Source organism: Marinimicrobium sp. C6131, from assembly GCF_026153455.1.
Taxonomy (GTDB): Bacteria; Pseudomonadota; Gammaproteobacteria; order Pseudomonadales; family Cellvibrionaceae; genus Marinimicrobium.
In genome coordinates, this window is sequence record NZ_CP110629.1 from 3372566 (window position 1) to 3384633 (window position 12068).

The 12068-nt window shown below is 61.9% G+C and carries 9 protein-coding genes; 8 read left to right on the forward strand and 1 reads right to left on the reverse strand.

Going from position 1 to position 12068, the window contains the following annotated elements; all coding sequences use genetic code 11:
- The first annotated feature begins 24 nt into the window (after positions 1-24).
- The 8 genes from OOT55_RS17795 to modA all read left to right on the forward strand — a co-directional run bounded on the left by OOT55_RS17795 (position 25) and on the right by modA (position 10866).
- A complete protein-coding gene (locus OOT55_RS17795; RefSeq protein WP_322113813.1) occupies positions 25-1812 on the forward strand; it encodes a fasciclin domain-containing protein in 1788 nt (595 codons plus the stop codon).
- 189 nt (positions 1813-2001) lie between these two features.
- Entirely contained in the window at positions 2002-2640 is a 639-nt protein-coding gene (locus OOT55_RS14415; protein ID WP_265366545.1) for an RpiB/LacA/LacB family sugar-phosphate isomerase, read from the forward strand.
- A 241-nt stretch (positions 2641-2881) separates the two neighbouring features.
- Entirely contained in the window at positions 2882-5446 is a 2565-nt protein-coding gene (locus tag OOT55_RS14420; protein WP_265366546.1) for an EAL domain-containing protein, read from the forward strand.
- Between the two features lie 46 nt (positions 5447-5492).
- Positions 5493-6587, forward strand: coding sequence for a sulfotransferase (locus OOT55_RS14425; protein ID WP_265366547.1), 1095 nt, complete (start codon positions 5493-5495; stop codon positions 6585-6587).
- A 13-nt stretch (positions 6588-6600) separates the two neighbouring features.
- Positions 6601-7776, forward strand: a complete 1176-nt coding sequence (locus tag OOT55_RS14430) for a glycosyltransferase (protein WP_265366548.1) — start codon at positions 6601-6603, stop codon at positions 7774-7776.
- A gap of 5 nt (positions 7777-7781) precedes the next feature.
- Complete coding sequence (locus OOT55_RS14435; protein ID WP_265366549.1) at positions 7782-8474, forward strand: polysaccharide deacetylase family protein; 693 nt, start codon at positions 7782-7784, stop codon at positions 8472-8474.
- A 159-nt stretch (positions 8475-8633) separates the two neighbouring features.
- A complete protein-coding gene (locus OOT55_RS14440; RefSeq protein WP_265366550.1) occupies positions 8634-10079 on the forward strand; it encodes a phosphate ABC transporter substrate-binding/OmpA family protein in 1446 nt (481 codons plus the stop codon).
- A 64-nt stretch (positions 10080-10143) separates the two neighbouring features.
- Positions 10144-10866: a molybdate ABC transporter substrate-binding protein gene (gene modA, locus OOT55_RS14445; protein ID WP_265366551.1), complete on the forward strand. Its 723-nt coding sequence runs from the start codon at positions 10144-10146 to the stop codon at positions 10864-10866.
- On the opposite strand, the gene OOT55_RS14450 is transcribed toward modA, so the two are convergent.
- Entirely contained in the window at positions 10863-11906 is a 1044-nt protein-coding gene (locus OOT55_RS14450; protein WP_265366552.1) for a GGDEF domain-containing protein, read from the reverse strand. The two genes, modA and OOT55_RS14450, sit on opposite strands and share 4 nt — an antisense overlap.
- Positions 11907-12068 lie beyond the last annotated feature (162 nt).

Sequence of the window (12068 nt, forward strand, 5' to 3'; positions counted from 1 at the left end):
TATACGGGAATATTGGGTCTGTCTATGAGCTTGATAGCTTGTGGCAGTGATGATGACGATCCGCCTCCGAAGCCCGAACCGGAAGTGAATACCGTGGTTGACGTTGCTGTCGACAACGGCAATTTTACTACACTGGTAGCCGCCCTTGAAGCTACCGGTCTGGACGAAACCCTCGACGATCCGGAAGGTGAGTTCACGGTGTTCGCCCCCACCGACGATGCGTTTGCCTTACTCGGTGAAGAGACCATCGAAGCCTTACTGGAAGACACCGATACCCTGTCGGACATTCTTCTGTACCACGTCATTTCCGGTGCTGAAGTGGATTCTTCCGGTGCCATTGCCGCCGCGGGAACCACCGTGGAAATGGCCAATGGCGACAGCGTCGGTCTGTCCCTTTGGGGTGAAGACCTGCTGGTCAACCTGTCACTGGTTACCATGGTGGATGTGGAAGCCGACAATGGCGTGATTCATGTCATTGACGCGGTTCTGATGCCACCGGAAGAAAACGGTGATCGCGATCAGACCATTGCCGATCTGGCCGTGGCGACAGAGGAGCTGTCGACGCTCGTCACTGCGCTGGACACCGCTGGTCTGGTGCCAACCTTTGATGATCCTGATGCAACTTTCACGGTATTCGCGCCGACCAATGCGGCGTTTGAAGCCGTGGGCGAAGAAAACCTGCAAGCCTTGCTGGACGACCAGGAAGCCTTGACGGCGGTGCTGAGCCAGCACGTGGTGTCTGGAGCCGAGGTGAATAACGTCGCGGCTTACGCTGCGAATGGAACCAGTGTTGAAACACTGGGTGGTGCCGAGGTGCTCGTCGAGATCAATGACAGCCGCATGTTGACTGTTGGTGGTGCCGTGGTGTCCATGACCAATATCTATGCCAGTAATGGTGTCATTCATGTGATCGACTCTGTGATCGTGGGTGACGTCGAACTGCCGGCTCCGCCCATGTCCATTGTCGACGTGGCCAGCGAAGCGGGCAATTTCGAAACCCTGATCGCGGCACTGGAAGCGACCGGTCTGGATACCACCCTGGCGGACCTGGACTCTTCGTTCACCGTGTTCGCGCCGACCGATGACGCCTTCGCCGAACTGGGTCAAGACACCATCGACGCCCTGTTGGCGGATACCGACACGCTGTCCGACATCCTGCTGTACCACGTAATTGCCGGCGATCCGGTTCTGGCCGATGCCGCCATCAGCATTGCCGAGAGCAATGACTCCCTGGTCGAAATGGCCAATGGTGATAACGCCGGTCTGTCACTGTCGGGCGAGAGCCTGCTGATCAACACCTCGACCGTATCGACTCCGAACGTGTTGGCTGATAACGGTGTGATTCACGTGATCGATAAAGTGATGATGCCGCCGGCACCGCAGTCTGTTGATGCGACCATCACCGGTGCGGCTGCTTCCCAGGGGCGCTTCTCCACTCTGGTTGGCCTGCTGCAAGACGCTGGTCTGGATACGGTGCTTGACGATGCCGACGGAACGTTCACGGTGTTCGCGCCGACCAACGAAGCCTTCGACGCCGTCGATCAGGCAACCATGGATGCTCTGGCCGCTGATCCGGACCTGCTCGAAACGGTGTTGCTGACGCACGTGGTGAGTGGAGCGGCTGTGGATTCCGTGACGGCTTATACCCTCAACGGTACCACGGTGGAAACGGCTGCCAGCAACAATATCAGTGTTGAGATTGTGGATGGCATGCTGCAGGTTGGCGGTGCCAATGTCACCGAAGCGGACATCAACACCACCAACGGCGTAATCCATGTCATTGACGCGGTGATTATGCCTCCCGCCGAGTAATGCTGGGAGATGCCCGCTCCCTGAGTGGGTGTCGGTAACGTGCTTGACCCCGGTATCGTCTGATGCCGGGGTTTTTTTATGGCAGGTGCCGCCGATTGGACGACGCGACGGCGCAGAGCGTATAATGTCGTACAAATAAAAACGCATAACGTGTATCGATTTTTGATTTTCTTCGGGAGAATGAGTGATATGAGAATTGCATTGATGAACGAGTTCAGCCAGGCGGGCAAGAACCCCATTGTGCTGGAGCAGTTGAACGCCGTGGCTGACGACCTGGGACACCAGGTGTTCAACGTGGGTATGAACGGCGATAACGATCATCGCCTGACCTATATCCATCTGGGAATCATGGCCGGTCTGTTGCTGAACTCCAAAGCCGTGGATTTCGTGATCAGCGGTTGCGGTACCGGCCAGGGTGCGCTGATGTCCCTGAACGCCCACCCGGGCGTGGTCTGCGGTTACTGCATTGACCCCTCCGATGCCTACCTGTTTGCCCAGATCAACAACGGCAACGCGCTGGCATTGCCGTTTGCCAAAGGTTTTGGCTGGGGTGCCGAGTTGAACTGCCGCTACATCTTCGAGAAGGCCTTCACCGGCGAGAAAGGGCAGGGCTACCCGCCCGAGCGCAAAGAGAGCCAGGTGCAGAACGCCCATATTCTGGATGGCGTCAAAGACGCCATGTGCAAGGATTACCTGACCGGACTGAAGTCGCTGGACCAGGAGCTGGTCAAAACGGCCGTGACCGGCGAGCGTTTCCAGGCGTGCTTCTTTGAACACTGTCAGGACAAAGAGCTGGAAGCCTACGTGCGCAGCGTTCTCGAGGCCTGATTCCAGGTCTGAGCTGGTCGCACCATCGAAAACCCCACCATGGCGTGGGGTTTTTTGTATCTGTTCGCGAAAATCAACAAGACCTGCTCCAGCGTCTCTGCTATAACTAGAGTCTGATCGCATTGTGTCGTCCGGCTGATCCGGGCGCATTCACTCATCGGCGGTAAGGACTCCTCGTTTGCGGCTAGGTAACGTTCGTTTGGTGACACCCCGGTCCTTGGGGTGGTGGGCAGGGCTGCTCATGCTGGTCTGCGTTGCGCCGCTGTCGGTGATTTCCGCCGAGCCCGGCCGCGAATCCGATACCCCGCGCCTTCGGGTCGGCGTGTATGAAAACCCCCCAAAGATTTTCCTCGACGAAGCCGGCCAGCCGACCGGCATCCTGGGTGACTTGCTGCGCCATATGGCGGACCGGGAAGGGTGGCAGCTCGAGCCGGTTCCCTGTCTGTGGCAGGCGTGTCTGAGCGCCCTGGCGCTCGGGGAAATCGATCTGATGCCGGATGTGGCCCTGACGCCCTCGCGCGCGACGCGATTTGACTTCCACGAGGTACCGGCCCTGTTGAGCTGGTCGCAGATTTATGTGGCGGCGGGGCGGGAACAGCCCACCAGTCTGCTGGAGTTGCAGGGCCGTCGGTTGGCCGTGCTCCAGGGGTCCGTGCAGCACGACTATCTGATGACATTTTTCACTGGTATGGACTTGCCGGTGCGGTGGGTGTTGGTGGACAGTCTGGAGGCGGGCTTTAAGGCCGTGCTGGATGGGCGTGCCGATGCGGTCGCGGCGAATCAGTTTTACGGCGACCAGCGTGCCGAGGGCACGGACCTGATCAGAGCGCCGGTGGTGTTTTTACCCAGCCGCCTGTATTACGCCGCGACGCCCGGCCGTTCGCCGAAGGTATTGACGACCATTGATGATTACCTGGATCTCTGGCGCAATGATCCGGGCTCCCTTTATTTCGAGACACTGCGCCGCTGGGAGCCCCGGCGCGCGTCGGGGCCTCTGCCGGCCTGGCTCTGGTGGAGCCTGGGCGGGCTCAGCGCCATGCTGTCGGTGGCTCTGTTGTTTGGCGCACTGCTGCGCCGTCAGGTACAGCGTCAGACCCACCGACTGCAGGAAAGCGAGCAGAAGCTCAGCACTATCCTCAACAGCGTTCAGGCGCATATTTACATCAAGGGAACGGATTTCCGTTACCAGTATGTCAATCAAAAAGTGGCCGACCTGTTGGGGGCGCCGCCGGAAGCCATCGTGGGCTGCCGCGATGAAGACTTCTTTGATGCCGACACCTGTCGCTTATTGAAGGAAAACGACGGTCGTGTGTTGCTCAGGGGCGAACGTTTCTCCAATGAAGAGGTGAATCGGGTCAAAGGCCAGAAAGCGCCCCATGTGTTTCTCTCGGAAAAACTCCCCCTGCGCACCCCGACGGGCGAGATCTACGCACTGTGCGGTATATCCACCGATATCACCGAGCATCGTCAGATTCAGGAGCAACTCCACCAGCTCTCGTTCTTTGATGCCCTGACAGGCCTGCCCAACCGGCGGCTGTTACTGGACCGGGTCCGGCGCGGGCTGTCCAGCAGCGCTCGCACCGGGTATGACGGGGCGCTGGTTCTGTTGGACCTGGACAATTTCAAGAGCGTGAATGACACTCTGGGACACGACGCTGGCGACCGGTTATTGTGCGCTGTAGCGGAGCGGATTCAGAGGCGACTGCGCGCCACCGACACCCTGGCCCGACTGGGTGCGGATGAGTTTGTGGTGTTGCTGGAGGATCTGGCGCTGCAGCCGGATCGCGCGGTGGTGGCGGTGCGCCACCTGGCCGATGAGTGGCTGGCGGCGTTGGCTGAGCCTTTTGCGCTGGATGGGGCTCCCTATGTGATCAGCGTGAGTCTGGGTGTGGCGCTGTTTTCCGATGCCGCTGAAGATGTTGATACGCTGTTGAAGGGCGCCGATCTCGCCCTGCAGGCGGCGAAAAGGCTCGGGCACAACCGGTTGCAATTTTTCAATCCGGCCATGCAGGTGGCCATCAACCGGCGTAGCCAGCTCGAAGGTGCGCTGCGTCAGGCCATTGAGTCCCGAAGCCTGGCGCTGCACTTGCAACCGCAGGTCAATACCGCCGGTGAAACCGTAGCCCTGGAGGCGCTGGCCCGGTGGGAGGCCCCCGGGCTGGGAACGATTTCGCCCGCCGAGTTTATCCCTCTGGCAGAGAGCACCGGTCTGATTGTGCCGCTCGGGGAGTGGGTACTGGAGCAGGCCTGCGCCTATCTGGCCGACTGGCAGGGGGATGAGCAGCTCAAGCGCGTTGTCCTGGCGGTCAATATCAGCCCGGCTCAATTCCGTCATCCCAACTTTGTGGCGCACCTCGAAAGTACCCTTGAGCGCTCGGGGTGCCCCCCGGAGCGGCTGGAGTTGGAGGTGACCGAAAGCCTTTTGATCGACGAGCTGGAGCAGGTGATCCAGCGGATGGAAAACCTGCGGGCGCACGGTATACGGTTTGCGCTGGACGATTTCGGTACCGGCTACGCTTCGCTCAGCTACCTCAAGCGATTGCCGTTGGCGCTGCTCAAAGTGGATCAGTCGTTTGTCCGCGATCTGCTGACCGACCCGAATGATGAGGCCATTGTGCGAACCATCATTGCACTCGGGCAAAGCCTGGACCTGAAGGTGCTCGCCGAGGGTGTGGAAACCGAGGCCCAGGCAAAGCGCCTGAAAGCGCTCGGGTGCACCCTCCTGCAAGGCTACCTCTACGGTAAACCCGCACCGCTCGAGCGGTGGCGGGAAGACCGACGCCTGACGGTCGCCCCAACCAATTAATACCACTGTCATTGGATTGTCATGCTAGTGCGGTTGCATAGGCGCCATGCACCTGATGATGGCCTGGATGAGATTGGGTGGGCACCTGCTGAGCGCACTGCCCGCTAACGGTTGGCGCGCCTGCTGGTGGCGCTGGCCACTGCTGTTGCTGCTCTGGCTGGGCAGCGGCCTGTTGTTCCTTTGCCACGGCGTGGGTTTTCTGCTCGATGAGCTGCTGTTTCGCGGCTACCGTCGCGTCGCCGTGCGGGCGCCGGTGTTCATCGTGGGGGTGCCTCGCAGCGGCACTACCTTTCTGCAGCGCCGCCTGTCCGAGGATCCCGCGTTCACGACCCTGACACTGTGGGAGTGCCTGCTCGCCCCCTCGATTTCCGAGCGCTACCTCTGGGCGTTTGTCGGTCGGTGCCTGGCGCCCCTGATGCGCTGGACCGGGCGCTGGCGCTGGTCGGCGATGGACCAGGTGCACCGGCTGGCCTGGCAGGAGCCCGAGGAAGACTTTCTGCTGTTGCTGTACCGGGGCGGCTGTTTTCTTCCGGCCCCGCTGTGCCCGGATGCGGAGCGCTATTGGCGCCTGGCGTTCTTTGACGACGCTGTGCCGGCTCCGGAGCGGTGCGCGATGCTGGACTTCTATCGGCGTTGCCTGCAGCGGCACCTGTATTTTCACGGGTGCGACAAGCGACTGTTGAGCAAAAACCCCTCCTTCACGTCCTGGACGCAGGACCTGCGCACCGCGTTCCCCGATGCGCGCTTTATTGCCTGTGTACGCTGCCCGGAAGAGGCGGTGCCCTCCCAACTGAGTGCCCTGCGTCCGGTGTTGCGCCTGTGGGGTGCCGCCCAGGTCACCCCGGAGCTGGGGGAGCGGATGATCACCGTGCTGCACGGCTATTACCGACGCATTCAGGCGTTGCGTCAGACGCCCTGGGTCTATGTCCTGCCGCTGTCACAGCTGTCGGCAATGGACACCCGGGGGTGGTTCAGGCTGTATGCGTTTCTCGGTCAACCCTTGCCCCGGGTGAGCGCCCACACGATGGGTAGTGAACCGCGTCGCGACGCGCGTCCGGGCCATCGCTATGGGTTGGCGGAGTTCGGTCTGAGCCAGGCCGGAATTCGCCAGCGATTTGCGTCTGTCTGGCCCCACCCATGATCGGAGTTGTCCTATGAGTCCCGAACCACGCCAATCCCTGATGCTGCCCGAGGCCCTGCGCGTGGCCGTGGTGTCCGACGCCGCGCCAGGTCGAAACGGTGTGGGTGCTTACTATCAGGATCTGCTCGATCAGCTGGCGCCGGAGCTGGAGCGTATCGTACTGTTTTCGCCCCGGGTGGAGGCTGGCCGTTGGCGGACGGGGGTGGCCTTGCCGCTGCCCGGTGACCGAACCCAGAAGCTGTGTATTCCCAATCCCTGGGCGCTCAGGCGCGCGCTGCGGGATCTCGCGCCCCAGGTGATGATCGTGGCCACGCCGGGGCCCTACGGGCTCCTGGGCGTCCGATTGGCGCAATCGCTGGGTATTCCCGTGCTCGCCGGCTTCCATACGTCCTTTGAACAACTGACCGAACTGTACTGGCAGGGCTCCTGGCGGGGCCGTCTGGTCCACCGGCTCTTCGATCGCTCACACCGCTATCTGTTCGCGCGTTCCCGCTCGGTGCTGGGCAACTCCCGGGAGATGCTCGAGCTGGCCCAGCGTATGGGGGCGCCCTCGACGGGACTGATTGGTACGCCGATCTCGGCGGAGTTTGCCGGCACGCCCCGGCGTCCTTACGGTGGGCAATTGCGCCGGGTGCTGTTTGCCGGTCGACTGGCGGCGGAGAAAAACCTCGATGCCGTGGTGGATGCCGCCCGGGTGCATCGGGATATGGTGTTCAGCATCGCCGGCGACGGGCCCCTGCGTCGCGAGCTGACCGCCGCCGCGCGGGAGTGCCCCAACTTGCGGTTGCTGGGCTGGCTGGACCGGGAGGCGTTGCGGGCGGAAGTGGATGACCATGACTTGCTGCTGCTGCCCTCCCACTTTGAATCCTTTGGCACCATTGCCCTGGAAGCCATGGTGCGGGAGCGACTGGTCATGGTGTCGTCCGGCTGCGGCATTACCCAGTGGCCGGAGCTCTGTCCGGGCCTTGCGATCATCGACCCGTCACACAGTGCCGCCGAGGCGCTGACGCAGCTGCGCAGCCGTTCCCCGGCCGAACGTCGGGCGTGTGCCCGGGCGGCCGCGCAGGCGGCGAGCGCACTCAATGAGCGCTGTCTGGCGCACTGGTGTGAGCTGCTCACTCATACCGTGGCCCAGCGCGCCACACTGCCACCCGTTCCCTCGCCCGCCGCGGCCCCGGCACTGGATTAGGGTCGGTGCAGGCACTGTTGTCCATTCACGACGTGATGCCGGAGACGCTGGATCGGGTAGAGGCCTTGCTGTCCCTGGTGCCCGCGCCGGCCCGGCCCGGCACTGTGCTGCTGGTGGTACCGGGACGGGATTGGCGACCCGGTGATCTGGCCCGCCTTGGTTGCTGGCAATCCCGGGGCCTCGAACTGGCGGGCCATGGCTGGTTTCATCGGGCTGAACGGGTCCGGGGCTGGTATCACCGCTGTCACGCTCGTCTGATTTCCCGTCAGGCCGCCGAGCACCTCAGTCAACCGCGAGTCGCACTCAAGGCCCTGATGGCCGACAACCACCGCTGGTTCGCCGCGCACCGTCTGGCACCACCGGACCTGTATGTTCCCCCGGCCTGGGCGCTGGGCAACCTGACGTTGCAGGATCTGGCCGAGTCGCCGTTCGCTTATGTGGAAACAACCTCGGGTCTGCTTCATACCGCATCCGGGACCCGACGGCGATTACCCCTGGTGGGTTTTGAGGCGGACACCGCCCTGAGGGCACTGGGGCTGCGGTTCTGGAATCGCTGCAATCAGGGGCTCACCCGTGAGCGACGCCCCCTGCGCATTGCCCTGCATCCGGATGATGCCTCGCTCAATCTTGCCCGGGATCTGCGCCAAACACTCGATTCGCTGACCCGTTGCATCGATTATCGGGCACTTTTCCATTAAATCTCCCACGGGGTGATAACACCCCAGGGGTGCTCCCGGGTTCCGGCATGGCATTCGCACTCTGCGCAAAGCCCGAGTTGTAGCGCTCTTTGTCCATCGTCACAGGCTGGTAACAAAGGCGCTCTATGCTGGCGCGCCTGAATCCAAAGGAGTCCATGTATGAGACTGCGTAGTTTGACCTGGGTCGTGTCAGTCTGGTTATTGTCCTGCGGTGCCTTGGCGGCGACCACGCCGTTTGCCTCCGGGGAGAGTGGCCTGTTGTTCAGCCTGCACGGGTCCAATACCATTGGCGCCAGTCTGGCCCCCAATCTGGCCAAAGATTACCTCGTGGCCAAGGGCGCGGAGGAGGTCAGCATCCGCTCTCGCACTGAACCCAACGAGTACCGGGTAGAAGGCCGGGTGGCGGGTGAAACCGTCTATATCGATGTGGCCGCTCACGGCTCGGGCACCGGGATGCGCGGGTTGGCTACCGGAGAGGCACAGGTCGCCATGGCCTCCCGCCCCATCAAACCTTCCGAGCAGGCGTTGCTGGCGGACTTTGGGCCCATGCGTCACTTTGAGGCCGAGCATGTCGTGGCCATCGACGGGCTTGCGGTCATTGTTCACCCCAGCAACCCGCTGAATGCTCTGACCGTCACCGATATTGCCCGGTTATTTTCGGGAGACATCCGCAACTGGGCCGAGCTCGGCGGGCCAAACCGGCCGGTCAGCCTTTACGCCCGGGACAACAAGTCGGGCACCTGGGACAGCTTCAAGAGCATGGTGCTCAAGGGCGATTATTCGCTGGATGCACAGGCGCGCCGGTTTGAGTCCAATGACCGTCTGTCCGATTCCGTCTCGGCTGATCCAGGGGCCATCGGTTTTGTGGGGCTGGCTTCGGTACGTGAGGCCAAGGCGTTAAGCGTCTCCCAGGATGGCATCAGTCCATTGGGCCCGGAGCCCCTCTACGTGGCCACCGAGGATTACGCATTGTCCCGACGCCTGTTTCTGTACACCCTGCCGGGCCAGACGCCGCCGTTGGTGCGGGAATTTATCGGGTTTGCCCAGAGCGAGGCCGGTCAGCGCCGGGTCGCGCAAGTGGGTTTTGTATCCCAGAATCCGGTGAGTCTGAAGCCGGCCATTCACCCGGATGCACCTCCGGCATACAGTGATCTGGTTCGCCACGGCGAGCGGCTGTCCATCAATTTCCGCTTTGATGCGGGCAGTTCACGACTGGACAACAAGGCCCTCTGGGATGTGGAGCGACTGCGCCAGTTTATGAGCCGGCCGGAGAATCAGCACCGCCAGTTGCAGTTGATCGGTTTTGGTGATGGTCAGCAATCTGAAGAGCGGGCGCTGATTCTGTCCCGCATGCGGGCCTTGCGGGTCAAGTCGGCGCTGCGCGCGCACGACATTCACGCCGCTTCGGTGGTGGGCTTTGGCGGTGACCTGCCGGTGGCCGATAATCAGGAGGCGGGGCGGATCAAGAACCAGCGCGTTGAGGTCTGGTTGTTTGATCCGGCGGTGTCGACGGCGGTGAACGGCGCAAAATCGGCATTGCTGGAACAGCGCGATTCACTCGACTCCGAGGTCGCTTCGAGTGTCTGGCCGGGGCGCGCGCCGTAACCGAAACCTCACTTTGCCTTGCGGCCCGATGATAGAATCCTGACTCATTCATCGGGAGATCATCATGTCCAGGCCGATTCACTGGTTTCTGTTGCTCGTCGTGCCGCTGCTGGCCACCTCCGCGCTCGCGGCCGAGGTCAGGGTCGCGGTGGCGAGCAACTTTGCCGGGGCAATGGAGCCGCTGGCCACCGCGTTCACCGAAACGACCGGACACAAGCTGCGTCTGTCCTACGGAAGCACCGGCAAGCACTACGCCCAGATTCGCCAGGGGGCGCCCTTCGATGTGTTTCTGGCCGCCGATGAGGAACGGCCCCAGCGGCTGGAGGCCGAGGGCGTCGGGGTGCCGGGCACTCGATTCACCTATGCCAGGGGGGTGCTGGTGCTCTGGAGTCCCGATGACCCGATTGCGGATCCGGTGACATCCCTTGAGCAGGCGCGCCGTGTTGCACTGGCCAACCCCCGTCTGGCGCCCTACGGTCGGGCGGCGCGGGACACCCTGCAAACCCTGGGGCTATGGGAGTCTGTCGGCCCAGGGGCGGTGCGGGGAGAGAATATTGCCCAGGCCTACCAGTTTGTGGCCACGGGCAATGCGAGCCTGGGGTTTGTCGCCCTGTCTCAGTGGCGGGCCCATCCCCGGGGTGACTATTGGGTCGTGCCCGAGACGCACTACCAGCCCATCGTTCAGCAAACCATCTTACTGCGCGACACCCCCGCGGCCCGCGACTTTCATCGCTTTCTGCAAAGCGATTTGGCGCGCGCCCTCATTCGCGACGGTGGATACCACTAAACCACCTGGTTGCGGCCGTTTTTCTTGGCGTTATAAAGCTGCTCGTCCGCGCGTTCGACTGCGGCACTCAGTTCGCCGGTGTTGTGGCAGACCGTGGTACCGAAGCTTGCCGTGATTCGGTGCGCCTTACCTTTGATGGGAAAGACTGTCTTCGCCAGCTGTACCCGTACTTTTTCGGCGACGATGCGAACATCCGCCAGCTCGGTCCGGGGCAGGAATATCAGGAATTCCTCGCCCCCGGTACGACAGGCGATATCCTGCCGACGCAGGGTTTTCCGGAACAGGCGGGCGACCTCTCTGAGTACATGGTCACCGGCCTGGTGACCGAACTGGTCATTGAGCTGTTTGAAATGATCGATGTCGCACATCACGACGCCCAGTGGCAGAAACTCTTCGGGTGTCCGGTTCATCTGACGTTGCAGACTGGCATCAATAAAACGCCGGTTGGGGAGCAGGGTGAGCGGATCGGTGTTGGCCTGCCGTTCGCGGGAGAGCTGCAATGCGCTCATTTTGTGGTGGCTGCGCTCGCGAAAGTAGTCGTTGATGCCGGCCGCGATCACCGTAATGACCAGCGAGGCGTAAAACCGGGTGGTTTCTTCAACCCGGTACTCCGCACGAATCCAGTCCGGCGCGAACAGCATCACCGCGATCGCGAGCAGGACGACGGCATTGCTGATCAGCGCGTTGCGTACCCCCAGCAGTCCGAACAAAATCAGCGGGAATGGAAATATCCAGTACAGCGCCGTATTCCGATAGCCGCCGTGATAGATCAGGGTCAATACAAAGCCGACCACCAGCAGCGCTTCGATTTTACAGGCGAGATCAATATCGCCGGTACGATGGTAGTAGACGACCGTCAACAGGAAGGTCAGGGAGGTTCCGAGCAGCAGGGAGGCCAGCGCCACATTTCCGGACATCAGGTGGGGCAGGCCGTAGAGCAGAATTACGGTGCCGGAGATATAGCTCACAAACGACAGAATGTATTGGCGCCGATCCTTGTCGACGTTTTGGGCCTGGGTCTGACTTTCAAAAAAGGTCATCAGGTACAACCTGGTTGATGCGGCGCAGCCGCCATCGTTGCGGTGACGTTCCATACTAAGCCTAGTTCAGGGCCCGAGTCCTGTCATGCGGGGCGCGGGTGGCTTTTCAAATGGTCGGTCCGTGCTAAAGTGGCCGTCAGAAATGGACAGACAGAGCTCGTT

Excerpts from the sequence above, each read along its gene's own strand:
- OOT55_RS17795 (WP_322113813.1), top strand. The coding sequence starts at position 25 with ATGAGCTTGATAGCTTGTGGCAGTGATGATGACGATCCGCCTCCGAAG.
- OOT55_RS14415 (WP_265366545.1), top strand. The coding sequence starts at position 2,002 with ATGAGAATTGCATTGATGAACGAGTTCAGCCAGGCGGGCAAGAACCCC.
- OOT55_RS14420 (WP_265366546.1), top strand. The coding sequence starts at position 2,882 with ATGCTGGTCTGCGTTGCGCCGCTGTCGGTGATTTCCGCCGAGCCCGGC.
- OOT55_RS14425 (WP_265366547.1), top strand. The coding sequence starts at position 5,493 with ATGCACCTGATGATGGCCTGGATGAGATTGGGTGGGCACCTGCTGAGC.
- OOT55_RS14430 (WP_265366548.1), top strand. The coding sequence starts at position 6,601 with ATGAGTCCCGAACCACGCCAATCCCTGATGCTGCCCGAGGCCCTGCGC.
- OOT55_RS14440 (WP_265366550.1), top strand. The coding sequence starts at position 8,634 with ATGAGACTGCGTAGTTTGACCTGGGTCGTGTCAGTCTGGTTATTGTCC.
- modA (WP_265366551.1), top strand. The coding sequence starts at position 10,144 with ATGTCCAGGCCGATTCACTGGTTTCTGTTGCTCGTCGTGCCGCTGCTG.
- OOT55_RS14450 (WP_265366552.1), bottom strand. The coding sequence starts at position 11,906 with ATGACCTTTTTTGAAAGTCAGACCCAGGCCCAAAACGTCGACAAGGAT.